The 23,993-nt window shown below is 30.3% G+C and carries 28 protein-coding genes; 18 read left to right on the plus strand and 10 right to left on the minus strand.

Features of this window, described 5'->3' with window-relative positions; all coding sequences use genetic code 11:
* Positions 1–66: 66 nt before the first annotated feature.
* A complete protein-coding gene (locus tag AC3IF2_RS04255; protein WP_489165802.1) occupies positions 67–1,833 on the minus strand; it encodes an ABC transporter ATP-binding protein in 1,767 nt (588 codons plus the stop codon).
* Positions 1,834–1,987: 154 nt separating this feature from the next.
* Here AC3IF2_RS04255 and AC3IF2_RS04260 point away from each other — a divergent pair, with 154 nt between their 5' ends.
* The 9 genes from AC3IF2_RS04260 to AC3IF2_RS04300 all read left to right on the plus strand — a co-directional run bounded on the left by AC3IF2_RS04260 (position 1,988) and on the right by AC3IF2_RS04300 (position 9,576).
* The gene (locus tag AC3IF2_RS04260; protein WP_489165803.1) at positions 1,988–3,082 is read left to right on the plus strand and encodes a Glu/Leu/Phe/Val family dehydrogenase; all 1,095 of its coding nucleotides are present in this window, start codon (positions 1,988–1,990) and stop codon (positions 3,080–3,082) included.
* Between the two features lie 31 nt (positions 3,083–3,113).
* Complete coding sequence (gene nusB / locus AC3IF2_RS04265) at positions 3,114–4,052, plus strand: transcription antitermination factor NusB (RefSeq protein ID WP_489165804.1); 939 nt, start codon at positions 3,114–3,116, stop codon at positions 4,050–4,052.
* Positions 4,053–4,104: 52 nt separating this feature from the next.
* Positions 4,105–4,572, plus strand: coding sequence for a DUF1573 domain-containing protein (locus AC3IF2_RS04270; RefSeq protein ID WP_489165805.1), 468 nt, complete (start codon positions 4,105–4,107; stop codon positions 4,570–4,572).
* A gap of 4 nt (positions 4,573–4,576) precedes the next feature.
* Positions 4,577–4,900 carry a preprotein translocase subunit YajC gene (yajC, locus tag AC3IF2_RS04275; protein ID WP_489165806.1) on the plus strand — a complete coding sequence of 108 codons (324 nt, stop codon included), beginning with the start codon at positions 4,577–4,579 and terminating at the stop codon, positions 4,898–4,900.
* Between the two features lie 94 nt (positions 4,901–4,994).
* A complete protein-coding gene (locus AC3IF2_RS04280; protein WP_489165807.1) occupies positions 4,995–5,948 on the plus strand; it encodes a CdaR family protein in 954 nt (317 codons plus the stop codon).
* Entirely contained in the window at positions 5,945–6,532 is a 588-nt protein-coding gene (coaE, locus tag AC3IF2_RS04285) for a dephospho-CoA kinase (RefSeq protein ID WP_489165808.1), read from the plus strand. Before AC3IF2_RS04280 ends, coaE begins: the two co-directional genes overlap by 4 nt.
* Positions 6,533–6,673: 141 nt before the next feature.
* On the plus strand, positions 6,674–8,218 hold the full coding sequence (locus AC3IF2_RS04290) for a sensor histidine kinase (RefSeq protein ID WP_489165809.1): 1,545 nt from the start codon (positions 6,674–6,676) through the stop codon (positions 8,216–8,218).
* A gap of 17 nt (positions 8,219–8,235) precedes the next feature.
* On the plus strand, positions 8,236–8,934 hold the full coding sequence (locus AC3IF2_RS04295; RefSeq protein WP_489165810.1) for a response regulator transcription factor: 699 nt from the start codon (positions 8,236–8,238) through the stop codon (positions 8,932–8,934).
* Between the two features lie 21 nt (positions 8,935–8,955).
* On the plus strand, positions 8,956–9,576 hold the full coding sequence (locus AC3IF2_RS04300) for an L-threonylcarbamoyladenylate synthase (protein WP_489165811.1): 621 nt from the start codon (positions 8,956–8,958) through the stop codon (positions 9,574–9,576).
* Here the strand turns inward: AC3IF2_RS04300 and AC3IF2_RS04305 are convergent.
* Both AC3IF2_RS04305 and AC3IF2_RS04310 read right to left on the minus strand, forming a co-directional pair.
* A complete protein-coding gene (locus tag AC3IF2_RS04305) occupies positions 9,571–10,194 on the minus strand; it encodes a DUF8845 family protein (RefSeq protein WP_489165812.1) in 624 nt (207 codons plus the stop codon). The genes AC3IF2_RS04300 and AC3IF2_RS04305 overlap by 6 nt on opposite strands.
* A gap of 4 nt (positions 10,195–10,198) precedes the next feature.
* Complete coding sequence (locus AC3IF2_RS04310; protein WP_489165813.1) at positions 10,199–10,693, minus strand: RNA polymerase sigma factor; 495 nt, start codon at positions 10,691–10,693, stop codon at positions 10,199–10,201.
* Positions 10,694–10,815: 122 nt separating this feature from the next.
* On the opposite strand from AC3IF2_RS04310, the gene AC3IF2_RS04315 reads away from it, so the two are divergent.
* Genes AC3IF2_RS04315 through AC3IF2_RS04335 form a run of 5 tightly spaced genes read left to right on the plus strand, consistent with a single transcriptional unit; the run spans position 10,816 to position 15,228 of the window.
* Positions 10,816–11,715 (plus strand): MerR family transcriptional regulator, encoded by a 900-nt coding sequence (locus AC3IF2_RS04315; RefSeq protein ID WP_489165814.1) that lies wholly within the window; start codon positions 10,816–10,818, stop codon positions 11,713–11,715.
* Positions 11,716–11,768: 53 nt separating this feature from the next.
* Positions 11,769–13,256, plus strand: a complete 1,488-nt coding sequence (locus AC3IF2_RS04320; RefSeq protein WP_489165815.1) for a phytoene desaturase family protein — start codon at positions 11,769–11,771, stop codon at positions 13,254–13,256.
* Complete coding sequence (locus AC3IF2_RS04325; protein WP_489165816.1) at positions 13,240–14,082, plus strand: phytoene/squalene synthase family protein; 843 nt, start codon at positions 13,240–13,242, stop codon at positions 14,080–14,082. Before AC3IF2_RS04320 ends, AC3IF2_RS04325 begins: the two co-directional genes overlap by 17 nt.
* A gap of 9 nt (positions 14,083–14,091) precedes the next feature.
* Positions 14,092–14,532 (plus strand): sterol desaturase family protein, encoded by a 441-nt coding sequence (locus AC3IF2_RS04330; RefSeq protein WP_489165817.1) that lies wholly within the window; start codon positions 14,092–14,094, stop codon positions 14,530–14,532.
* Positions 14,533–15,228 carry a lycopene cyclase domain-containing protein gene (locus AC3IF2_RS04335; protein WP_489165818.1) on the plus strand — a complete coding sequence of 232 codons (696 nt, stop codon included), beginning with the start codon at positions 14,533–14,535 and terminating at the stop codon, positions 15,226–15,228.
* 9 nt (positions 15,229–15,237) lie between these two features.
* On the opposite strand, the gene AC3IF2_RS04340 is transcribed toward AC3IF2_RS04335, so the two are convergent.
* From AC3IF2_RS04340 to AC3IF2_RS04350, 3 genes are read right to left on the minus strand one after another with little or no spacing between them, the layout of a single operon-like run.
* On the minus strand, positions 15,238–15,705 hold the full coding sequence (locus tag AC3IF2_RS04340) for a hypothetical protein (protein WP_489165819.1): 468 nt from the start codon (positions 15,703–15,705) through the stop codon (positions 15,238–15,240).
* Positions 15,699–16,103, minus strand: coding sequence for a hypothetical protein (locus AC3IF2_RS04345; protein WP_489165820.1), 405 nt, complete (start codon positions 16,101–16,103; stop codon positions 15,699–15,701). Before AC3IF2_RS04345 ends, AC3IF2_RS04340 begins: the two co-directional genes overlap by 7 nt.
* Positions 16,100–16,444, minus strand: coding sequence for a hypothetical protein (locus AC3IF2_RS04350; RefSeq protein ID WP_489165821.1), 345 nt, complete (start codon positions 16,442–16,444; stop codon positions 16,100–16,102). The genes AC3IF2_RS04345 and AC3IF2_RS04350 overlap by 4 nt, the downstream gene beginning before the upstream one ends.
* A 53-nt stretch (positions 16,445–16,497) precedes the next feature.
* On the opposite strand from AC3IF2_RS04350, the gene AC3IF2_RS04355 reads away from it, so the two are divergent.
* A complete protein-coding gene (locus tag AC3IF2_RS04355) occupies positions 16,498–18,015 on the plus strand; it encodes a M20/M25/M40 family metallo-hydrolase (protein WP_489165822.1) in 1,518 nt (505 codons plus the stop codon).
* A gap of 8 nt (positions 18,016–18,023) precedes the next feature.
* Here the strand turns inward: AC3IF2_RS04355 and AC3IF2_RS04360 are convergent, their stop codons facing one another.
* Positions 18,024–19,214 (minus strand): NAD-dependent epimerase/dehydratase family protein, encoded by a 1,191-nt coding sequence (locus AC3IF2_RS04360; RefSeq protein ID WP_489165823.1) that lies wholly within the window; start codon positions 19,212–19,214, stop codon positions 18,024–18,026.
* A gap of 145 nt (positions 19,215–19,359) precedes the next feature.
* On the opposite strand from AC3IF2_RS04360, the gene AC3IF2_RS04365 reads away from it, so the two are divergent.
* From AC3IF2_RS04365 to AC3IF2_RS04375, 3 genes are read left to right on the plus strand one after another with little or no spacing between them, the layout of a single operon-like run.
* Positions 19,360–21,513: a TonB-dependent receptor gene (locus tag AC3IF2_RS04365; RefSeq protein ID WP_489165824.1), complete on the plus strand. Its 2,154-nt coding sequence runs from the start codon at positions 19,360–19,362 to the stop codon at positions 21,511–21,513.
* Between the two features lie 58 nt (positions 21,514–21,571).
* A complete protein-coding gene (locus AC3IF2_RS04370) occupies positions 21,572–21,793 on the plus strand; it encodes a hypothetical protein (RefSeq protein ID WP_489165825.1) in 222 nt (73 codons plus the stop codon).
* A 19-nt stretch (positions 21,794–21,812) separates the two neighbouring features.
* Complete coding sequence (locus AC3IF2_RS04375) at positions 21,813–22,763, plus strand: tetratricopeptide repeat protein (protein ID WP_489165826.1); 951 nt, start codon at positions 21,813–21,815, stop codon at positions 22,761–22,763.
* On the opposite strand, the gene AC3IF2_RS04380 is transcribed toward AC3IF2_RS04375, so the two are convergent.
* From AC3IF2_RS04380 to AC3IF2_RS04390, 3 genes are read right to left on the minus strand one after another with little or no spacing between them, the layout of a single operon-like run.
* Positions 22,760–23,359, minus strand: a complete 600-nt coding sequence (locus tag AC3IF2_RS04380; protein WP_489165827.1) for a MarR family winged helix-turn-helix transcriptional regulator — start codon at positions 23,357–23,359, stop codon at positions 22,760–22,762. The genes AC3IF2_RS04375 and AC3IF2_RS04380 overlap by 4 nt on opposite strands.
* Before the next feature lie 56 nt (positions 23,360–23,415).
* Positions 23,416–23,679 carry a DUF2024 family protein gene (locus AC3IF2_RS04385; RefSeq protein WP_489165828.1) on the minus strand — a complete coding sequence of 88 codons (264 nt, stop codon included), beginning with the start codon at positions 23,677–23,679 and terminating at the stop codon, positions 23,416–23,418.
* Between the two features lie 46 nt (positions 23,680–23,725).
* Positions 23,726–23,959, minus strand: a complete 234-nt coding sequence (locus AC3IF2_RS04390; protein WP_489165829.1) for a thioredoxin family protein — start codon at positions 23,957–23,959, stop codon at positions 23,726–23,728.
* Positions 23,960–23,993: the final 34 nt, after the last annotated feature.

Here is a 23,993-nt window from a genome sequence, read left to right on the forward strand (position 1 = left end):
TTTTTAATTAATAGTGAACAAATCTAAAAAAATAAATTACTAGAACAAGTAATAATTGAAATTTCTTTATTCGCTTTCAGTAGATTGTTCAGTAAGTTGTTGGTTGTAAAGCTCTTGATAATACCCGTCTATATTTGATAATTCTTGGTGTGTACCACGTTGAATAATCTTGCCTTCATCTAGTACTAAGATAAGATCTGCATTTTTTGCAGAAGAAACTCTATGGCTCACAATTATAGTAGTTTTATTCTTACTTACTTTATTTAGATTATTTAAGATAACTTCTTCTGTTTCAGTATCTACAGCAGATAAACAGTCGTCAAAAATTAAAATATTTGGATTACCTATAATAGCTCTAGCAATAGAAATTCGTTGTTTTTGGCCACCAGATAAGGTAACACCACGCTCACCAACTGTAGTATCATATTGATCATTAAATTCAATTATATTATGATGAATGTGTGCATTTTTTGCTGCTTCTATCACCTCTTCATCAGTTGCATTTGCACTACCGAATTTGATATTATTTTTAATCGTATCAGAGAAAAGAAATGCTTCTTGAGGTACAAATCCTATATTATTTCTTAGATCATTTAGATTTAGGTCTTTAATTGATTTTCCATCGATTAATAATTCACCTTTATCAATATCATACAATCTCGAAATCAAGTTAATAATGGTAGATTTACCCGATCCTGTTCTTCCTAAAATTGCTAATGTTTTCCCATTTTTAAGTGTAAAGCTAACATTATCTAAAGCGGTAATGTTAGTGTCATTATAAGTAAAAGAGACATTCTTAAATTCGATATCTCCGTTAATAGGAGTTGATTCTTCTATATTATTAATAATTTGAGGTTTTACTTCTAAAAATTCATTAATACGCTTTTGAGATGCTTCGGCTTGCTGCACAATAGATGTTACCCAGCCAACAACAGCCACCGGCCATGTTAGCATATTTACATACATTATAAACTCAGCAATAATGCCAATGCTTGCTATTTCTCCGTTTATATATTGTTTACCACCTATATAAATAACTAATACATTACTTAATCCAATTAGAAGTATCATTAAAGGAAAAAATAATGCTTGAACTTTATAAAGCGAAATATTTTTCTGCTTACTCTCTATAGCAAGAGTGTTAAAGGTATTAAAAGTTGGTTTTTCAATTCCGTAAGCTTTTATAACATTTATACCAGAAAACACTTCTTGAGCATTTGTTGTAAGTTTAGATAAATATTCTTGAACAATTCTACTTCTGGTATTAATTATTCTACTAATTGCATAGATAGAAACGGAAAGGATAGGTAATGGAAGTAATGTATATAATGTCAGTTTAGGATTAATACTAATCATATTAGCTATTACTATTACAAAAAGTGTGATCATATTAATACTGTACATTATTGCAGGACCAAAATACATTCGTACTTTACCAACATCTTCGCTAATTCTATTCATTAAATCACCTGTACGATTTTGCTTATAGAATTTTAGTGATAATCGTTCATATTGCTGAAAAATTTCATTTTTAAGATCGAACTCTATATAACGAGACATCACAATAATTGTTTGTCGCATCAAAAATGTAAAGAAACCTGAAAGTAAAACAGCTCCAATAATAAGCAAGATGTTCGTTAAAAGTTCACTCTTTACAACAGAAAGTTCAGTAACTATACCTTTCTGATATTCTTCAACTATTGTTAATGATTTATTAACTAGCCTGGGCGTAAATAAAGAGAAAATACGGGCTATAATTGTAGTTACTAAACCAATAATCAATCGATAACGGTATTTAATAAAGAATTTATTAAGATATCTAAGTGCTTTCAATAGTATGCAGTATTCGAATCGCGATAATACAATGAATAAAAGTACTATTAAAATGGTTAAGAGTTAAAGAAGTCTTAAAAAATAATTACAAGTAAATAAAGTTTTGTTAGCAGGCTCTAAAAAATTACCTTTGCTGCGATTTTAAAATACTTAGATGACTATTGATACTTTAGATGAAACAGGATTAGAAAAGTTAGGGCCTGTTTTTGGTAATTCTTCTTTTGATAAGCACGAACAAATAGTATTTTGTAACGACGAAGCTACTGGTTTAAAAGCTATTATTGGTATACATAATACGGTTTTAGGACCTGCTTTAGGTGGCACTCGTATGTGGAATTATAATAATGAAGCAGAAGCATTAAAGGATGTTTTAAGACTTTCTAGAGGTATGACTTACAAAGCTGCTATTACAGGATTGAATCTAGGTGGAGGTAAGGCTGTAATAATTGGTGATGCAAAAACTCAAAAAAATGATGCTCTAATGCGTCGTTTTGGCGAATTTATACATTCATTAAGTGGTAAATACATTACGGCCGAAGATGTTGGTATGGAAACTAGAGATATGGATATTATAAAAGAAGTTACTCCATATGTTACAGGTATCTCTGAAGAAAAAGGTGGAGCAGGTAATCCATCTCCAGTGACTGCCTATGGTGTTTTTATGGGATTAAAAGCAGCTGTTAATTATAAATTTGGTTCAGACAACCTTAACGGGAAGAAAGTACTTGTACAAGGTATCGGTCATGTTGGTGAAACTTTAGTAAAATATTTAACTGAAGAAGGAGCTGAAGTAGTTGTTAATGATATTAGTGAGGATAGGTTATTAGATATAAGTAAAAAATACGGAGTTAAGATTCATAATAATATTGATAGTGTTTATGAACTGGATGTAGATATTTATGCTCCTTGTGCCTTAGGCGCGACTATTAATGACAGTACTATTGAAAAATTAAAAGCTAAAATAATAGCTGGTGCTGCTAATAATCAATTGGCAGATGAGTTGAAACATGGCAGACGATTAAAAGAAAAAGAAATAATATATGCGCCAGACTTTTTAATTAATGCAGGAGGTATTATTAATGTATATGCTGAATTAGAAGGTTATGGTAAAGATGAAATTTTTAGAAAGACAGAAAATATCTACAATACAACTTTAGAAATTTTACACCTTTCAGATAAAGAAAGTATAACAAGTCATCAAGCAGCATTTAATATTGCTCAAAATAGAATTGACTCAAAAAAGAATTAAATTCGCTTCGAAAAAGACGATCTTTTAAATTATGTTGAACAGAAGACATATTCGTATTAAAGTAATGCAATCTATCTATGCGTTATTGCAATCTAAAAATGATGATTTAGTTAGAGAAGAGAAGTTCTTATCTGTAAGCATAGCTAAAATATATGATTTGTATATACTAATGTTTAGTTTGCTTGTTGAGGTTAGAGACTTAGCAAATGAGCATTTAGAAATTGGTAAAAAGAAGCATCTAGCTACTAACGAAGATAGAAACCCGAATAGAAAATTCATTAAGAATCAGATCTTAGAACAATTAAAGGATAGTTCTTTTATTACAGAATATTTATCGGATAAAAAGCTTAATAATTGGAAAGATAATAACGAATATGTTAGGGTAATTTGGAATGAAATAAGAACAAGTGATCTTTATAAATCATATATAGCTTCAGAGAATTTATCCTTTAATGATGACAAAGAATTTATTATAGCCATATACAAAGAGATCATTGCTCCGAATGAAAAATTATTCGATTATTTTGAAAGTGAAAATTTGAGTTGGGTTGATGATATTCCATTAGTCAACACATTGATTATTAAAAAATTAAATTCTTTTAGTAAAAGTAAAAGTTTAAATAAACAGCCATTATTTAAAGACGCTGAAGATGAGCAATTTGTGTCAGATTTATTTAAGAAGACGGCATTGCATCACGCTGAATTTACCGAAGATATAGATGAGAAAACACCTAATTGGGATACTGACAGAATTGCTGAGGTTGATCTAATTTTAATGAAAATGGCGATGACGGAGTTTGTATATTTCCCATCTATTCCAACAAGAGTGACTATCAACGAATATATAGAGATTGCCAAAGATTATTCTACTCAAAAAAGTAGTTTTTTTATCAATGGAGTATTAGATAAACTATCTAAAGAATATTCAACTTCTGGTAAAATAAATAAAATTGGCAGAGGATTATTATAATTTGTATAATTTTATACCCAGAAATTAAGTTTAAATATTAAAATAAGTATTCATGAAGAACGTATTAATTATTTTTGGTGCATTGATAATGCTTTCTGTAGTTTCTTGTAAAGAGAATATTGCAGCTAAGATTAAGCAAGAAAATTTAGAGGTGGCAAAAGAGCGTGATTATAAAATGGGTGATGGGGCTGCAGTTATTGCATTTGATAAGAAAGAACACGATTTCGGTGTAATTAACGAAGGTGATATAGTAGAAACCACTTTTAGCTTTAAAAATACTGGTAAATCAGAATTAATCATCACTAATGCTACAGGTAGCTGTGGTTGTACAGTACCAGAGTGGCCAAAACAACCAATTCAGCCTGGTGAAGCAGCAGAGATTAAAGTAAAATTTAATACTAATGGTAAACCAAATAAACAAAGCAAAACGGTAACATTAACTACCAATACGACCAATGGTAAAGAAACTGTAGTAATTAAAGCAGAAGTTACACCAAAAGCTAAAAAGGCAAACGCATAACATAATGATATTACAAACTATATTTTTACAAGCTTCTGGAGGAGAATTTGGGAATTTTATTTTAATTCCTTTAATGTTTATAATCATTTACTTTTTTATGATTAGACCACAAATTCGTCGCCAAAAAAATGAAAAGAAATTTCAGTCTGAAATTAAAAAAGGAGCAAGAATAATTACCACAAGTGGCATACATGGTAAAATATTAGACCTAAATGATAATGATAATACCTGTATAGTTGAAACTAGCGCTGGTAAAATTAAGTTTGAACGCTCTGCAATTTCTATGGAATTAAGCAAAAAGTATGCTAAAGAAGTTGCAAAAAAATAAGCATTAAGTTTGTTAAAATTTAAAAGAGGGTTTTGCTAGCAAAACCCTCTTTTTTTATATCTTTAAATGATTAGAATAATTTTAAATACCCTTCATGAATACTGAGCAAAAAAAGCTTAAGAATAATAAAAAAGCTCGGATTTTTATCCTGTTCTTATCATTATCATTATTGTTTTGGATGCTTATAAAATTATCTAGAGAATATACTTCAACAACTTTAGTCTCGATGAATTATAAAGATTTACCGGAAAATAAATTATTACAATCTGAAACGGCAAATAATATTAAAGTTAAACTAAAATCAATTGGCTTTAGTTTGCTTAAAAACAGAATTGTAACAAGAAAAATAGATTTGAGTCTGAAAAATGTAAAGCGTAAAAAGGGTTCACAATATTTTTACACTACCAAAGATGTCATTCCGTTAATAGAAGATAAATTTTCTAAATCTGAGATTATAAGTATAGAGCCAGATACTTTGTATTTTAATTTAGGTAAAAGCATAAGTAAAAAACTAAAGGTGATACCCAATGTTAAATTTAAGTTTCAAACTGGGTTTAGCTTGTCGGGGCAACTAAAGGTTGACCCTGAATTTATTACTATAAAAGGCCCAAAAGGACAAGTAGACTCTGTAAAGACAATTATTACAGAATTATTAGAGTTAGAAGATGTAAATAAGCTTATTAATAAAAAAATTAAGATAGAAACTGATGGTAATCCTTCTAAAATTGAATATTCCGAGAAGGAGGTTAAAATAACCGGTTTGGTGGATAAATTTACCGAGCGCACAATAATTTCTAAGATAAATATATTGAATAAACCAAATGGATATAAGATTATTACCTTTCCAAAAGAGGTAGAATTGATATTTCAAATTGGTTTATCAGATTTTAATAAAATAAATAAAAAAGATTTTCAGGTAGTTTGTGATTATAACGAATCTGTTAAGAATAACCTTAGTTATTTAATACCAAGAATAAAGAATAAATCTAGTATGGTAAAAGATATTAAGATTGTACCAAGTAAAATAGAATTCTTATTAGAAAAATGATTGTTGTAGGTTTAACAGGAGGTATAGGTAGTGGTAAGAGCACAGTTGCAAAATTATTTTTAGAATTGGGTATTCCTATTTATTTTGCTGATATTGAAGCAAAGCGCTTAATGCATACTTCAAAATCTGTTAAGCGTAAGTTGATCAATGAATTTGGGAAAGAATCTTATAATAAAGGGAAGCTAAATAGAGCTTTTATTGCAAAAATAGTTTTTAATAATAAAGAAAAATTAAAAGCAATAAATAGTATAGTGCATCCTTCGGTTTCTAACAGCTTTAAGCGATGGACTCGAAAACAAAATTCGCATTATGTAATTCAAGAAAATGCCATATTATTTGAAAGTAATTCAGAAAAGAAATTTGATTACATTATTGCCGTAACTGCCCCTGTTGAAGTCAGAATTAATAGAGTTATTAAACGTGATTATGTAACAAAAACTCAAGTATTAGCTCGAATGAATAATCAATTTGATGATAAGATAAAAATTGAAAAATCTGATTTTGTAATCGAGAATATTGACCTTTTAAAAACGAAAGATCAGGTAAAAAAAATTCATCGAAAGTTAATGCGATTCACAGAATGATCGTATCATACATTTATTCTTAAAAAAATGTTAAAAAACTAATGTTTTAGTTAATGTTAGTTAAAGAATTTAGCGAACTATAAAGAAAAATTAAATTTGTTCTAGATGAGCAAACGCATTTTTATACTCTTAATTATATTAATGAGTACTGCCTTAATTGGTATCATAGCTGTGCAGATTTATTGGATCAACAGCTCCATAAAAATCAGAGAAAAGCAGTTTAGCAACGATGTAAAGTTTGCATTAGCAAATGTATCTGATATTATACAAGAGCGAGAGATCAACGATTATTACGAAGAGTTTGGATCTGCAATAGATAGTTTAACTCGTTCTAATTCATCTAACACAGAATCTGGTAAAACAGATTTCTTTTTTAGAAGAATAGATACAGCTAAGAATGAGGTTTTTACGTTTAGGCAAAGTATACTAGAAACCAACAATAAATCATCTTTAACGCTCTTTGATAATGATTCTGTAGACTTCTCAACTTTCTTTAGTGAAAAGGAAAGAGAAGTTTCAAAATTAACAGATGTTAGTGGTGGCGACTTAGAAGAAATGACTCCTGTTGAACGCTTGTATGTTGTAGGACGATTAACTGACTTAGAAAAATCGACATTCGAAAGTTATTTTAAAGAAATTGCTCCAAGCAGACCTATTTATGATAGAATTTCTAAAAAAGAAATTTACCTAAATCTTGAGAATGAATTAAGAACGAGAGGAGTAGAGACAGGTTTTGAATTTGGTGTGTATGAGGAAGGGTTAGCAACAAAACTAAAATCACCTAAGTTTAAAAAAGAAAAATATATAAGTTATGGGGTTCCCTTGTTTATTGATGATTTAGGGACTAGCGATTATCAGTTATTTGTGAGTTTCCCTGAAAAAGAAAAATTTATATTAGCATCTATTGGAAATATTTTGGCGTTATCAGCCATTTTTATTCTAATTATCATTTTGGCTTTTGCAAGTGCTCTGTATCAGTTAATACGTCAGAAACAGATTTCTGAAATTAAGACTGATTTTATAAATAACATGACACATGAGTTTAAGACACCAATAGCCACAATTAACTTAGCTCTAGATGCAATTAAGAACCCTAAGATCATTGATAATAAGGAAAAAATATTGCGCTATGCAGAAATGATTAGAGAAGAGAATAAACGTATGCATGGTCAAGTAGAAAACGTTCTTCGAATTTCTAAGCTAGAAAAGAATCAGTTAGACCTGAGTAGCAATGTAGTTGATTTGCATGAAATTATTGAGGAAGCTATTACACATGTTGATCTAATCGTTAATGATAAAGGTGGTTATATTGAGGAACATTTAGAAGCTTCTTTAACAGAGGTGATGGCGAATAAGTTTCATATGACCAATGTTGTAGTAAATATGTTAGATAACGCCATAAAATATACGCATGAATCACCTAAGATCGATATTTATACAGAAAACGCAGGTAACTATATTTTATTGAAAATTAAAGATCAAGGTATAGGAATGAACAAAAATGTACAAAAGCATGTTTTTGATAAATTCTATAGAGAACAAAAAGGAAATATACACGATGTGAAGGGTCATGGTTTAGGGCTCTCATACGTAAAAAAGATAGTTGAACATCACCATGGTAGTGTGTATGTAGAAAGTGAAAAAGGAAAAGGAAGTTTATTTACAGTGAAATTACCATTAATTTAATTATATTAAAACTAATTATGGCAAATAAAAAAATATTATTAGTTGAAGACGATCCAAATTTTGGCACAGTTCTAAAAGATTACTTAACGTTAAATGATTATTCTGTTTCGCATGCAAAAGATGGTTTAGAAGGCTTAATCATGTTTAAGAATGATGATTTTGACATCTGTATTTTAGATGTAATGATGCCTCGTAAGGATGGTTTCTCATTAGCGAAAGATATCCGTTCGACTAATGCAGACGTACCGATTATTTTCTTAACGGCTAAAACCATGAAAGAAGATGTTTTAAAAGGGTATGAAGTCGGTGCAGATGACTACTTGAATAAACCTTTTGATTCTGAAGTGCTTTTATACAAGATCAAAGCAATTTTGCAACGTAAAGAGGCAGATTCGAATACTGATGAAGAACAGCATGAATTCCAGATAGGTAAATTCCATTTAAATTCTAAGTTAAGGCATTTAACTTATGATGGTAGTGAAGCACGCAAGCTATCACCTAAAGAAAATAAATTACTAAAGATGTTGGCAATTCATCTTAATGATCTTATGCCTAGAGAATTAGCATTAACTAAAATTTGGAGAGACGATAATTATTTTACTTCTCGTAGTATGGATGTTTATATAGCTAAACTTCGTAAGTACCTTAAAGAAGATAACGATGTTGAGATCATCAATATACATGGTGAAGGCTTTCGGCTAATTGTAAATGCCTAAGATTTATTGTATACTTGTTGTGTGGCGCAGCTTGTAAAAATATATAATGAAAACCCGAATCCTAAGGAAGTAGATAAGGTAGTAGAGGTGCTCCGAAAAGGAGGCTTAATAATATACCCTACCGATACTGTGTATGGTTTAGGATGTGATATTACAAATTCTAAAGCCTTAGAAAAAATTGCTCGTATAAAAAACATAAAATTGGCAAAAGCCAATTTTTCGTTTATATGTAATGACCTTAGCCATTTATCAGATTATGTAAAGCAAATAAATACACCTACTTATAAAATTCTAAAAAGGGCCTTACCTGGAGCTTACACATTTATTTTACCTGGTAACAATAACCTTCCAAAGGCATTTAAAAATAAAAAAACAGTTGGTATTCGTGTACCAGATAATAATATAGCTCGTGAAATAGTTTCTCAATTAGGGAATCCTATTGTTTCTACTTCTATTTATGACGAAGATGATGTGATTGAATACACTACCGACCCTGAGTTAATCTTCGAAAAATGGCAAGATAAAGTAGACTTAGTAATAGATGGTGGTTATGGAGATAATCTTGCATCAACAGTAATAGACCTTTCTCAAGATGAAATTGAAATTATCCGTGAAGGCAAAGGAAGCTTAGCAATATTATAACTTTTTACCATTGCTTATTAATTCATTGTAGTTTTTCTTTAATTTTCTTAAAAGAATACCATATATTAATTGATAGAACAGCCAGAAAACCACTAATGTTAAAAGAATAACTACCACAGCAATCACAAATAAAGTAGTTGAACTTACATTTTCAGGCAATTGATTTAAAAACTCTTGTGAGTTAAATGTGGCATAAAGCACCATTCCACCAGCAATAGGAACTAATGCTAGATTAAACCAAATATAATGTTTTACAGTTCTTCTGGTTTTTATAATATTATGAATAAGAGATTTTGTACTTGAATTTGCCGAAATAGATTTATAATTTTTGTAAAAACGATATACAAAATATACTATTACTATATATGCAATTATATAGAATGTAGTTAGTAATGTCGATAGTCCAACTTCTTCATATAACTTCATTGATTTGTCAAAATCTACAAATAAATAAACTAGGTGTGGTAGTGTAATTTCTAGAATACTTATAATTAGAATCCACTTTACTATAGAGGATGATTTTTTATGGATAAGTTTTGAAAGTTCATCAAAAGTTAATTTTGGCAAGGTAGCATCTTGCTTTTTCCAGTCTTTTTTTAATAAATCTAATTGATCCATAGTCTTACGGATTTAATATTTTCTGTAATTTCGTTTTCACTCGATTCATCTTAACTCGGGCATTTACTTCTGTAATACCCATAGTTTCAGAGATCTCTTTATAATTTTTATCCTCAAGATATAAGAAAACCAATGCTTTTTCGATATCTGATAATTTCCTGATAGCTTTGTACATCAACCGTAATTGCTCTTCTTCTGTATCGTCATATTCTTTGGCCTCAATTTTAAAGAGAACAGAATCGAAATCTTGAGTTTGAACTCTTCTTTTAGATTTTCGATATAATGTAATAGCAGTGTTCAAAGAAACTCTATACATCCATGTACTAAATTTAGCTTCTCCTCTAAATTTAGGATAAGCACGCCATAATTGTATGGTAATTTCTTGAAAAAGATCATTATGAGCATCCTGATTGTTGGTATAAAGCTTACATACTTTATGTATTATGTTTTGATGCTGCTCTAGATCACTAACAAATTTATGTTCGAGTTCTTTGGTCACTTTTGGTTAATTACAATAGATAAGTAGCATAAAGTTAACTTTCGTTACAATAATCGCTCAAAAATACTTAGAAATCTACATGTTAAAAATTAAATATATATTTGTTTAATAATACTACAAATATGCTAAACAATATCAAAACGCAATTTTCTATTAAAGATTTAGAAAATTTCACAGGTATTAAGGCACATACTATAAGAATCTGGGAAAAAAGATATGGTCTATTAGAACCAAAAAGAACAGATACTAATATTCGTTATTATGATGCTGATAATTTTATGAAGCTACTTAATATCAATTTGTTATACAATAACGGATTTAAGATTTCTAAGATTGCTGAACTATCTAATGCTTCTATAGAGTTAAAAGTAAAAGAAGTGGCATCACATAAAGCTGTTGAAGAGTCATCAATTAATCAGTTAAAGATAGCTATGGTTAATTTTGATACAGTTTTGTTTAATGAAACTTATAATAAGTTATTAGTAAGCAAATCATTTCGCGAGATTTTCACCAATATTTTTATACCATTTTTAGAATATATTGGCCTTTTATGGCAAACAAAATCGATTAAACCAGCGCACGAGCATTTTATTTCTAACCTAATTGTTCAAAAAATTCAAGCTAATATTGAAAGAAATCAAACATCTGTCACTAAAAAACCTAATGAAGTCTTTGTATTATTCTTACCAGTAAATGAAATTCATGAACTTGGTCTTTTATATATACATTATGAGTTGAATTTAAGAGGATATCACTCTATTTATTTAGGACAAAATATAGCGATAGACCACTTAACCGACCTTGCAATATTGTATGATAGAATCAATTTTATATCCTATTTTACTGTTCAACCTGCAGATGATGCTATATACGATTATCTTGAAAAGTTGAATAAAAATATCTTAAAGGGTAACAATCAGTTTTGGTTTTTAGGTCGTAAAGCTTTAGGCTATACGTTTAACGGTACTATAAAAAATGTTAAAGCCTTTAAATCTGTAAATGAATTGTTAAATATTATTTAATTTTTTTTGCATGAAATTATTTTGTTTAATTTTTTATTATATTTGTTAAACAAATGAATAATGAAATTATTGTCATAGGGTCCGGATTTTCTTCTTTAGCTGCTTCATGTTATTTAGCTAAAGCCGGGTATGATGTAACAATTTTAGAAAAGAACAATAGTGTAGGTGGCAGAGCTAGAATATTAGAAAAACAAGGTTTTAAATTTGATATTGGCCCTACGTGGTATTGGATGCCCGATGTCTTTGAAAGCTTTTTCAATGATTTCTATAAACACCCTTCAGAATATTATCAATTAGAAAAGTTATCTCCTGCCTATAAAACTTATTTTGGTAAAGACGACTTGATAACTATTGATGATAATTTTGAAGCAATTTGTCTCACATTTGAATCTATTGAAAAGGGAAGTTCAAAACATCTTATAGATTTTATAGATTCTGCAAAATTTAACTATGAAGTAGCTATAAAAGATTTAGTGTACAGACCTGGTGAATCAATTACAGAATTAATAACACCAACTACAGTAAAAAGGGTTAATCACTTCTTTAGAAGTATTAGTACTCAAGTTCACTCAAAAATTAAAAACCCTAAACTTAGGCAAATATTAGAGTTTCCTGTTTTGTTTTTAGGAGCCAAGCCAAGTGATACACCATCATTTTATAATTTTATGAATTATGCAGATTTTGGCTTAGGTACTTGGCATCCTAAAGGTGGCATGTTTGAAGTTGTAAAGGCCATGGTGACTTTGGCGACAAGCTTAGGTGTAAAAATTAAAACCAATGCAGCTATTTCTAAAATTGATGTAGAAAATAAAAAGGTAAAGGGAGTTTGGTCTAATAATGATTTTATAACAGCAGATATTATCTTAAGCGGTGCAGATTATCATCATACCGAGACACTATTAGACGAGGAGCATAGACAATACTCAGAAAATTATTGGAATAAAAGAACATTTGCACCATCTTCATTACTTTTTTATGTTGGATTTGAGAAAAAATTAAAAAATGTTACCCATCACACATTATTTTTTGATGCAGATTTTGAAGTTCATGCAAAAGATATTTATGATAATCCTAAATGGCCAGAAAAGCCATTATTTTATGCAAGTTTTCCTAGTATAACTGACACGTCTTTTGCTCCAGAAAATAAAGAAGCAGGAGTGTTTCTTATTCCTTTAGCTCCAGGTATTGAGGATACCAAAACCATCCGCGAAAGCTATTTTAATCAAATCATTAATCGTTTTGAAGAATTAACCAATCAAAAAGTAAGAGAAAGTATTCTTTTTAAAGAATCTTATTGTGTAAACGATTTTATTAAAGATTATAACTCATACAAGGGTAACGCATATGGTTTAGCAAACATATTAACACAAACAGCCTTTTTAAGACCAAAAATTAAAAGTAAAAAAGTAGAAAACTTATTCTTTACTGGTCAGTTAACTGTACCTGGTCCTGGTGTACCGCCATCATTAATATCGGGTAAGATTGCAGCAAATTCTATTATTAAGCATTCAAAAATTAGCGTACATGAAACAACTGTTTGACCAAGTATCAGAAGATTGTAGCAAACTAGTTACCAAATCGTACAGCACTTCTTTTTCGTTAGCAGTAAAGATGCTAGCGCCATCTATACGCAAAGACATTTATAATATTTATGGATTTGTTCGCTTTGCGGATGAAATAGTAGATTCATTTCATCAGTTCAATAAAAAGGAATTATTGCTGAGCTTTGAAGAAGATTATTATAGAGCTTATAAAGGTGGTATTAGTATAAACCCTATACTAAACTCATTTCAGCAAACAGTTAAAAGATATAAAATTGATGATAATCTGGTACAAGCTTTTTTAAATAGTATGAAAGCTGATCTAAATAAAACTATTTATACAACCAAAGAAGAGTTTGATACATATATTTATGGTTCAGCCGATGTAGTTGGTTTAATGTGTTTAAAAGTTTTTGTAAATGGAGATCAAGAAAAGTATAATGAATTAAAAAAAGCTGCAATGCGATTAGGTTCTGCATTTCAGAAAGTTAATTTTTTAAGAGATATAAAAGATGATCAAGAAGTTTTAAAGCGTTCTTATTTTCCTAATGTTGATTTTAATTCGTTTGATACCGAAGCGAAAGAAAAAATTATTATAGACATAGAAAAGGACTTTGATTATGCTTTCAAGAATGGAATTTTAAAATTACCAATCGAAGCAAAATTTGGTGTATACACAGCTTATAGATATTACAAAAAATTATTAAATAAGCTCAAAAAAGTACCATCATCTAAAATCATGGAGCAAAGAGTACGCATTTCTAACCCAATGAAATTAAATCTATTAGCTAGAAGTTATGTAAAATATAAACTAAAATTAATTTAACTTTACAGTATGTTGTTTGCATTAATAACTTTAAGCGTATTTATTTTTATGGAAGGCGTTACCTGGTTTACGCATAAATTTGTAATGCATGGCTTTATGTGGTATTTTCATTCTGATCATCACGAACCTAAGTACCCAGATACTTTTGAGCGCAACGATATTTTTTTTGTAATTTTTGCATTGCCAAGTATTTTGTTATTTTATTTTGGTACTAGAGATGGGGTAGATTACAGATTTTTTATCGGACTTGGTATTTTACTTTACGGAATTGCCTATTTTTTAGTTCACGATGTGTTAATACACCAACGATTTAAGTGGTTTAAACGAACTAAAAATAAGTACCTTATAGCTCTTAGAAAAGCTCATAAAACACATCATAAACATCTGGGCAAAGAAGATGGTGAGTGTTTCGGTATGCTCTTCGTTCCTTTTAAATATTTTAAGATATAAATGTCACTATATCTTATTTTAAATCTCGCTAGTTTTAGTATTCCTTTTTTGTACAGTTTCGAAAAACGAATGCGCTTCATTAAATGGTGGAAAGAAGTTTTTTTAGCCATTTTAATCACTGCTATTATCTTCTTAATATGGGATGTAATTTTTACCAGAAATGGTGTTTGGGGGTTTAATGAAAAATATCTACTAGGTATAAATATTATAAACCTTCCTTTTGAAGAGTGGTTATTCTTTATATGCATACCTTATGCATGTATTTTTACACATTATGCGTTTAAATACTTTTTTCCTAAACTAAAGTTGTCTTTTAAAACAACTAATATAATTTCTATTTTACTACTTATTATACTAGGTATAGTAGTAGCAACAAACATTAATAAAGACTATACATTTTATAATTATAGTTTATTGATTGTTATTCTGTTATATTCATTGATTACTCAAGAGAGACAATTGAACACGTTCTATATTACTTTTTTAATTATTCTCATTCCTTTTTTTATTGTAAATGGAATCCTTACCGGGAGTTTTATAGAAGATCAGATTGTTTGGTATAACAATACAGAAAATTTAGGAATACGTTTAGGTACAATTCCTGTTGAAGATATAGGCTATGCTTTTAGTATGATCTTTTTAAGTATTATTTTAATTGAAAAGTTTAAAAAAGTATTTAATCAAAAGAAGACCTAGACTTTATATTTATATTTTAGAAACTTCAGAAGGTAATTGCCTCCAAAAAAACCAACCAATTAACAATCCAAAACTCATAGAAATGGTGTAAATAGAAATGTTGTATTGGTGTTTTACAAAGAAATTATCCACATATCTTTCAATATTAAAAATTACAATTAGTATTGCGATAAGTAGCACAATAATAAATCCAATACCGCTACTAAAAGCTGCAGATTTTGAAGAATACAAAAAAAGATTGGCTGCTATTGCTCCCCATAAATAGGTTAATACAAAAAACCCATTATCAGTATTATCTTTTATAACATTGCTTATAGTATTACCATCTATTTTATCTAATGCCAGGTAGATGTCTAATCCTATAATAAGTACAAATAAACCAATAAGTACATACTGTACTCTTTTAATAAATACAGGGTCGTTTATTAATTCTGATAACTGAGTTGTATCTTTTGTTGTAGAAGTTTCTTTTACCATGGAAAATCAATGTTTGGTATGTGTCTTTGAGACCAAATAAAATGACCATATAATACTCCTAAAAAGAGTAAAATAAATTGATAGTGACCTTTTAAGACAAAATTAGAAGGCAATCGTTTCCCTATAAAAAATAAGATTACTAAAATCAATACAACTAGTAGAATTGGTAACCACCAATTACTACCAAACAATGGAATTCGAGTGCCTAAAAAGAAATGTCCTCCTAAAACCCCCCAAGCAAATGTTATAAAAAAGTAATTACTAGATGCCCAGTTTTTTAATATAATATTTACAGTATCATTCTTAATTTTATTAAAATAACCGAGATAAATATTAAATAGCAATAGGAATAGGACAATACCAATTACAATATGCTCAACGGTTTTTGGGCTTATCATTTTTTCTTTTTTGTAGTTGATTTTGGTGGTAACGACATTACATACTCATAGCTTTCATCTAAAGTTGCAGCCAGCAATTTCATGTTATCATATAAATGTTCAGGGATTAGTACATAATCTTTCATTACAGCTCCATAAGATTTATATATAGTAGTATTGTGCTTTTCTTTAAAAGTTTTTTGAGAGGCTTTAGATAATCGAATGCCTATTTCGCAAGCTTTATTGAATAAAGAAAACATGTAGCCATTTGCTAAAGTATAGGGCATGGTTTTTCCTTTTCTTTCAAATTTGTCATTAGTTGCTACAAGTTTATCGTAAAATTTTAATTTCTCATCCCGCATAATTAAATGATTTGTCACTAAATTTACTAATGATTTTTAAATCAGTTTACATCATGAAAAAATACACACTTTTTTTAATTACTTCACTTTTTGTTCTTTCAACTTCATTTTCTCAGAAAAAGATTAAAGATTTGGATAAACTGTCATTAGAATATGCTAAGAATTCATTCGAAGAGTTAGCAGAGTTTTTTAGCATACCAAATGATGCTAATTATCCTGAACAGATAGAACCCAATGTACAATGGTGTGAGACAGCTTTTGCTAAGCGCGGATTCAAAACAGAAAGATTAAACACAGAAACTGTTCCTTTGTTGTTAGCATCAAAAATGAACCCCAAGGCTAAGAAAACAGTCTTGGTTTATTTACAGATTGATGGGCAACCAGTAGATACTACCAAATGGTTTCAGCCAGATCCTTATAAACCTGCATTGAAGGAGAAAGACGATAATGGAGAATGGCAAATAATTTCTTGGGAAAAATTAAATGGAGAACTGAATAATGATTGGCGCATCTTTTCGCGTTCTGCTTCAGATGCTCGTGGGCCAGATATGATGTTCTTAAAAGCTATGGACATCTTAAATGATCATAAGGTAAATCCTAACTTTAATTTAAAAGTAATTCTAGATTTTGAAGAAGAATTGGGTTCGCCTAGATTACCAAAAGCAGTACTAGCGAATAAAGAAAAACTAGCTGCAGATATGCTAGTTATTTTTGATGGGCCGAGGCATTTATCAAATCAGCCAACACTATCTTATGGAGCTCGAGGTATTGCAACTATTTCTTTAGAAGTGTTTGGGCCAAGAACGCCATTGCATAGTGGTAATTATGGTAATTATGCACCGAATCCTGCAATGAAATTATCGCAGTTATTAGCATCTATGTGGCGAGAAGATGGTCGAGTGGCTATAAAAGGTTGGTATGATGGCATTACGATTTCAGATGATGTAAAAAAGATTTTGGAGCAAGTACCAGATGATGAAACTCAAATACAAAAGAATTTTGGGATCTCTCATACAGATAATATTGGTAATAATTTTCAGGAAGCTATTCAATATCCAGCGTTAGGAATTCTAGGGTTAGAAGCCGCTTGGGTTGGTAAAGAGCGAAGAACAATAATACCAGCTACTGCTATAGCAGAGTTGAATATCCGTTTGGTAAAAGAAACTGATGGCGATCATATGGTAAATTTGGTGAAGCAGCATATTAAAGATCAAGGATATTATTTAGTTGATGATAAACCTACCGAAGTGGAACGAATGACAAAAAAAAATATCATTCGCTTTAATGCTGAAGTATCTTATGATGCTTTTAGAACAGAATATAATACAGAAATAGGTGAGTGGTTACGGCGAGGTATGCGAAAAGCTTTTGGTAAAGATCCTATTCAGATACGCACTATGGGTGGTTCTATACCAATTTCACCTTTTGTAACGACGTTAGGAATTCCTGCTGTTGGTGTACCAACCGTAAATCCTGACAACAATCAGCATAGCCCTAATGAGAATATTCGCTTAGGTAATTATATTGACGGTATTAAGACAATTACAGCAATTTTATCAGAAAAGTTATAATTAGCAAATCACTTTTTATAAGCCTTCCATTTTTTGATAAGCTCGCCTTGTCTATTGTGTAATTCGTTAGGGTCTGAAAGAAATTTTTCTTTCCTTTCTTTAGATACACCATCTGAAATCCACCAATTGTGAGTGTCAACAATAGTTTTATCAAAAGGTCTAAAACTTAAACCATTGTTTTTAGAGTGCTCATTATTTACACGTGATATACCGTGGAATTTCTCTGAGTCTAATATCCATGGAGCCTGAAAAGGAAGATTATTATCTCTTAAAAAGTCATAATCATTAATGCTTATCATTTTAGATGTAGAATTAAGTGCTTTATGAACTTTTTCAGCAAATGTGGTAACAGACATTTCTGTTGCAGGGCCAACACCATTAAAAATTCCAGAAGTTTTATTTTCTATCAATCTAATGGTCCAATCTGCTATATCACGCACATCAATAAACTGAACAGGGTCATTTTTTTTACCTGGAACCACCACTTCATTCCCGCTTGCTAATTGTGTTGGCCAATAAAAAAAGCGATTAGTTCTATCTGCTGGCCCTATCATAAATGTTGGTCGAACTACTGCTGTTCTATCCTTACCAAATATGCGTTGTGCAGCTAATTCAGAATTGGCTTTCATTACACCATAGTCATACGTATATTTTTCATCTCCAGTTGCATCACTAGGTACTTCTAAGACCAGTGGATCATTTTCTTTTAAATTAGCTTTGTAATAAGGGTAGAATACGCTTACAGAAGAAATATAAATGTACATATCTACATTATCTTTTAATAATTCAGCCGTTGTTTCTGTCCATTCAACTTTTCTACCAGAATTATCAATTACAGCATCCCATTTTCTTCCTTTTAGTGCTTCCAGATTATTTTCTCTATCGCCTACTAAATGTTCAGCTTTATCATAAATATCTTGATGTACAGTTGGCTTTGTTTTACCTCTAGTAAATGTTGTGATTTTATGACCTCTCTCTAGTGCATAAGCTATTTGATGAGGGCCTAAGAAGCTAGAACCCCCTAAAATCAAAATGTTTAGAGATTTCGAAACATTATTGTGCAAGTTAGTTCCTGCGAGCTGTTTATTTTTACCCATACAAGCTATAGGAAATCCAGCGAATGGAATTAACGCTGAAGCTTTTAAAGTATTAGAAATAAAATTTCTGCGAGATGTTAAGGTGTTTTTATTTTTTTTCATGAGGTACTATTTTCAATAGCTACTAATTTACTTATTTTTTAATTATTAGAATTTTACAATCCATCCATTCAATCTTACAATTCAGTATTTCTTTTTATGAAAGCTTTTTACACTAAACAACATTTGCAGTATAAAATCAACGCAAATGAAAACCTTACTAACCTTAGTCTTACTAACCTTTATAATTCAATTAAATGCTCAAACAATTATTTCTGGAAAAGTAATAGATAAAAAAGGAATAGCTATAATAGGTGCCAATGTTTATTTGCAAAACACCTATGATGGTGCTACAACTGACAAGAATGGACTATTCTCATTTAAAACAGATAAACTAGGTACTCAAACCTTAATTGTGTCTTTTTTAGCATTTAAAACGCATCAATTTACTGCCGATGTTTCGACCTTAAAAAATTTGGATATCGTTTTAAAAGAGGAAGTGAATACGCTAGATGCTGTTGTGCTGTCCGCTGGCTCTTTTCAGGCGGGTGATAATTCTAAGGTATCTGTAATGGGACCTTTAGATGTAGTTACTACCGCTGGTGTAGCTGGCGATTTTATTTCAGCACTACAAACTTTGCCTGGCACTCAAACGGTAGGTGAAGATGGCCGTTTATTTGTACGTGGTGGTACAGCTGAAGAAACGCAGGTATTTATTGATGGCTTGCAGGTTTTTAAACCATATTCACCAACTGCGAATAATACACCAACCAGAGGCCGTTATTCTCCATTCTTATTTGATGGTATTACTTTTAGTACAGGAGGCTATTCTGCCGAATATGGTAATGCTTTGTCGAGTATATTATTATTGAATACCATAGACGATCCTAAACAAAATGAAACCAATTGGTCATTTATGACTGTTGGTGCTGGAGTAGGGCATACTAAAAAGTGGAAAAAAGATGCTTTAACTGTCAATGCTATGTATATTAACCTAGCTCCATATAATGAGTTAGTACCAGATGATAATAAATGGAATAAATTGCCAGAATCACTTTCAGGGGAAGCCGTATATAGACATCATACAAAAAATGGTTTGTTTAAGTTTTATTCTGCCTTTGAATCTTTAAATTTTGATGTTGAACAACAAGATATCAATTTTGAAGATTTGGTTAGACTTGATCTAAAAAATAATAATTGGTATACCAATCTTTCTTATGATGGTTTTATAAGTGACAAAACCAAACTAACTACTGGTATCAGCTACACCAATAGTGACACCAAGGTGATTTTTAGTGAGACTAACGTTCGAAGTATAGAAAACGCACTACACCTTAAAGCCAAGTTAAAGCATAATTTTAGCAATCAAGTTAAATTGAGTTATGGTGCAGAATTTCAATCGACACATTTTAAGGAAGATGGTATAGCAAATCAGACGCAGCCATTTCAATATAATTTTACTAATAATTTAGCTGCAGCTTTCGCGGAAACAGATATTTTCTTTTCAAATAATCTAGCTGCAAAACTAGGAGCGAGATTAGATCATACGGCTTTATTTGATGAAATTACATTTTCACCACGGTTGTCATTGGCTTATAAGTTTAATAAACAGGCACAGCTATCTTTAGCTTATGGCGATTTTTATCAAACACCACAAAATGATGAATTAAAAATAATCCAAGATCTTGATTTACAAAAGGCTACACATTATATTTTAAACTATCAATATAAAAAGAATAAGAGGTTATTTAGAGCCGAAGCTTTTTATAAAGATTATAAAAATCTGTTACAATTCGATACTGAATTTGGTAGACCAGTTGGTAATTTTAATAATGAAGGATTTGGTTATGCTAAGGGCTTAGATATTTTCTGGAAAGACTCTAAAAGCATCAAATACCTACAGTATTGGTTATCGTATTCTTATTTAGATACCAAGCGTAAATTTCAAGATTATCCAATTGAGGTTATGCCTAATTATGCTACTAAACACAATGCGTCATTGGTTACTAAGTATTGGATCAACGATTGGCGTTCGCAAGTAGGTATGACTTACAATTTTGCAAGTGGCAGACCTTATAATAATCCTAATAGTAATCAGTTTATGGACGGTAGAACTAAAAATTATCATAATATAAGTGTTAATTGGGCGTATTTAATTTCGCAACAAAAGATCTTGTATTTTTCTGCTACTAACATATTAGGTTTTAAAAATGTATTTGGTTACAATTATGCTACTACACCAAATAACAACGAAACATTTAATAGACAAGCAATTGTGCCCAGTTCTGATAGTTTCTTTTTTGTTGGCTTTTTCTGGACAATTAGCGAGGATAAAAAGAAGAATCAATTAGATAATTTGTAAACATTTTGGTTTGTAAAATATAATTGTAACTTTATATCTAAATCAAAAAACAATTACAATGAAATCTATTGGAAAGTATTTTTTAATTATTATGTTGTCATTAAGCATGACGAACTGTGCAACAATTTTGGGCGGGCCAATTTCAGCGTCACAAAAGCAAAAACCAGCTCCTGGTCAACAGCAAAGAGAAATACGTGCTGGTTGGTTAATCGCAGATATTATTCTTTTTATGCCAGGTTTAATCGTAGATTTTGCAACTGGTGCTATTTATAAAAAGTAATAGTTTTAAAAATTCTCTCATGAGATTTTTGATCTTCTGTCTAGCGATAGTGTCTTTTATTTCATGTAAAAAAGAAAATAAGAGCGATGCTACTATTAATAGTGTCGCTCTTGTAGAAATAGACACACTACAAGGCACTTCTTTATTAGGCAAGTCTTTGATTAGAAGACAAGTCGACATCCAAAAAGATTCACTACCAATAGCAAATTATTTGGATGCTTTTAATAATTATAAAAGCGATTCATTAAAAGCAGATCATATCATTTGGTTAGGTCGTAGAATTGCTTATCTAGGTGATTATAAAAAAGCTATAGAACTATTTTCAAAAGGTATAGAACAACATCCTAATGATGCGAGAATGTATAGACATCGTGGCCATCGTTATATTTCCACTAGGCAATTTGATAAGGCGATTGCCGACTTTAATCAGGCTATTTTATTAATTGATGGAAAAGAAAACCAAATAGAACCAGACGGTATTCCTAATAAATTTAACACGCCAGTTTCTAGTTTGCACGGAAATATCTATTATCATTTGGGTTTAACACATTACCTAAAAAATGAATTACCCAATGCACTTATTAATTTCGAGAAGTGTTTAGCAACGTCTAACAATAATGATAACCAAGTATCATCAAAACATTGGTTGTATATGATACATAGACGTTTGGGCAATGTAGAAAAAGCAACTGCTCTTTTGCAACCTATTACCAAAGACATGACAATTATTGAAAATGTTGCTTATTATCAACTACTATTATTTTATAAAGGAGAATTAACAGAAGAGGAACTAACAGGTTCAGGATCTACTGGTAGTAGTGAAGCTGTTCAATATGGTTTAGCTAATTGGTATCATTATAATGGAAATACAGAGAAGGCAAAAGAACTATATAAAAATCTTGTAGATAACGGTAATTGGGCAGGTTTTGGGTATATCGCTGCCGAAGCTGACCTTAGTAGGTTAGATTAAGCTATTTTTCCCTGAAATTCTGGGCAATCTAATCTAATGTCTTGAGTTTTTAATGATGTCTCTAATAAATTGCAATAATCGCCTTTCGAAGTTTTATCGTAAAATTTGCAAGCATAACAAGTGCGCTGTACAGTTAAAATATCACTTTGATTAAGTTGGTAGATTAGTTTACTAAGTGTTTTAAATACATCATTAAGTTCAGCAGTATTGATAGAACTTAATTGTTTTTGTATCGGCTGGGCAAAATTTTCGGTTGCAGAAACTACTTTTTTCCCTTTTTCTGAAACTAAAATTGAATAGCTACGGCTATCGGTAGAGGAGTAGTCTTTAATAATCAATTCTTTGTTAGTTAGCACACGAATGGCGTCACTAATAGTAGGCTTAGTAACATTAAATTCTTTTGCTAAATGACTTACATTGCAATATTCGTTTTTATGATATGTTACAAATACAAGTATTTGTATTTGAATTGGGCTTAAACCTAATTCCTTTGCTTTTTCCCAAAGTAAAACTTTAAACGCTTCAGATATACGTTCTAGACCAACTACTATTTTACTAGTAGTATCTAATTGCTGTTTTGGATTAAATATACTCATAATAAAAGCCTGCCGAAATTAGAATCGACAGGCAAAGTTAGCGTTCCTAATTAAAATTAAGAACAGTTTTCAAATTCTATAATACTATAGCCTTTTTCTTCGATATCTTTTAATACTGATTCTGTTGCCTGTTCTATATGACAAAACTGACATTCTTTAGATGTAAGCTCACCAGTTTTAAAAGGTTTACTTTCTAGGTAATTATGACCATAATCGTGTACAACTTTTTCATCGGTTAGAGTATCTGGTACCAGAATATCAAAGTGCATAGTAGCCCCATCTTCTCGTTGAACATAGGTATCGTAAACTGAAATTTTCATAAATAAAATTTAAAATTAGGAATCCTAACTAGTAAAGATAAAAAAATTATCCTTTTACATCAGCCATAGAAGCTCCGTAATTTATGTGTAAAACATTACCGGTTGGCGTAACTAAAGCTGGTACAGATTTTACACCTGCATTTTCAGCTTCAGATATTCGTGTTTTCTCTTCACCGATATTTACTACCTCTACATTACTAGATCCTATTAAATCTATAACATCATGTTCTGCACTTACACATACAGGACAACCTGCATGATAAAAAATGGATTTACTCATAATTTGAATTATTTAAAAATTAATACTGATACAA

This window comes from Maritimimonas rapanae, assembly GCF_057837205.1.

Excerpts from the sequence above, each read along its gene's own strand:
- AC3IF2_RS04290 (WP_489165809.1), top strand. The coding sequence starts at position 6,674 with ATGAGTACTGCCTTAATTGGTATCATAGCTGTGCAGATTTATTGGATC.
- AC3IF2_RS04320 (WP_489165815.1), top strand. The coding sequence starts at position 11,769 with ATGAATAATGAAATTATTGTCATAGGGTCCGGATTTTCTTCTTTAGCT.
- nusB (WP_489165804.1), top strand. The coding sequence starts at position 3,114 with ATGTTGAACAGAAGACATATTCGTATTAAAGTAATGCAATCTATCTAT.
- AC3IF2_RS04270 (WP_489165805.1), top strand. The coding sequence starts at position 4,105 with ATGAAGAACGTATTAATTATTTTTGGTGCATTGATAATGCTTTCTGTA.
- AC3IF2_RS04295 (WP_489165810.1), top strand. The coding sequence starts at position 8,236 with ATGGCAAATAAAAAAATATTATTAGTTGAAGACGATCCAAATTTTGGC.
- yajC (WP_489165806.1), top strand. The coding sequence starts at position 4,577 with ATGATATTACAAACTATATTTTTACAAGCTTCTGGAGGAGAATTTGGG.
- AC3IF2_RS04305 (WP_489165812.1), bottom strand. The coding sequence starts at position 10,194 with ATGGATCAATTAGATTTATTAAAAAAAGACTGGAAAAAGCAAGATGCT.
- AC3IF2_RS04260 (WP_489165803.1), top strand. The coding sequence starts at position 1,988 with ATGACTATTGATACTTTAGATGAAACAGGATTAGAAAAGTTAGGGCCT.
- AC3IF2_RS04350 (WP_489165821.1), bottom strand. The coding sequence starts at position 16,444 with ATGCGGGATGAGAAATTAAAATTTTACGATAAACTTGTAGCAACTAAT.
- AC3IF2_RS04390 (WP_489165829.1), bottom strand. The coding sequence starts at position 23,959 with ATGAGTAAATCCATTTTTTATCATGCAGGTTGTCCTGTATGTGTAAGT.
- AC3IF2_RS04330 (WP_489165817.1), top strand. The coding sequence starts at position 14,092 with ATGTTGTTTGCATTAATAACTTTAAGCGTATTTATTTTTATGGAAGGC.
- coaE (WP_489165808.1), top strand. The coding sequence starts at position 5,945 with ATGATTGTTGTAGGTTTAACAGGAGGTATAGGTAGTGGTAAGAGCACA.
- AC3IF2_RS04360 (WP_489165823.1), bottom strand. The coding sequence starts at position 19,214 with ATGAAAAAAAATAAAAACACCTTAACATCTCGCAGAAATTTTATTTCT.
- AC3IF2_RS04375 (WP_489165826.1), top strand. The coding sequence starts at position 21,813 with ATGAGATTTTTGATCTTCTGTCTAGCGATAGTGTCTTTTATTTCATGT.
- AC3IF2_RS04370 (WP_489165825.1), top strand. The coding sequence starts at position 21,572 with ATGAAATCTATTGGAAAGTATTTTTTAATTATTATGTTGTCATTAAGC.
- AC3IF2_RS04340 (WP_489165819.1), bottom strand. The coding sequence starts at position 15,705 with ATGGTAAAAGAAACTTCTACAACAAAAGATACAACTCAGTTATCAGAA.
- AC3IF2_RS04380 (WP_489165827.1), bottom strand. The coding sequence starts at position 23,359 with ATGAGTATATTTAATCCAAAACAGCAATTAGATACTACTAGTAAAATA.
- AC3IF2_RS04365 (WP_489165824.1), top strand. The coding sequence starts at position 19,360 with ATGAAAACCTTACTAACCTTAGTCTTACTAACCTTTATAATTCAATTA.
- AC3IF2_RS04280 (WP_489165807.1), top strand. The coding sequence starts at position 4,995 with ATGAATACTGAGCAAAAAAAGCTTAAGAATAATAAAAAAGCTCGGATT.
- AC3IF2_RS04355 (WP_489165822.1), top strand. The coding sequence starts at position 16,498 with ATGAAAAAATACACACTTTTTTTAATTACTTCACTTTTTGTTCTTTCA.
- AC3IF2_RS04335 (WP_489165818.1), top strand. The coding sequence starts at position 14,533 with ATGTCACTATATCTTATTTTAAATCTCGCTAGTTTTAGTATTCCTTTT.
- AC3IF2_RS04345 (WP_489165820.1), bottom strand. The coding sequence starts at position 16,103 with ATGATAAGCCCAAAAACCGTTGAGCATATTGTAATTGGTATTGTCCTA.
- AC3IF2_RS04315 (WP_489165814.1), top strand. The coding sequence starts at position 10,816 with ATGCTAAACAATATCAAAACGCAATTTTCTATTAAAGATTTAGAAAAT.
- AC3IF2_RS04385 (WP_489165828.1), bottom strand. The coding sequence starts at position 23,679 with ATGAAAATTTCAGTTTACGATACCTATGTTCAACGAGAAGATGGGGCT.
- AC3IF2_RS04325 (WP_489165816.1), top strand. The coding sequence starts at position 13,240 with ATGAAACAACTGTTTGACCAAGTATCAGAAGATTGTAGCAAACTAGTT.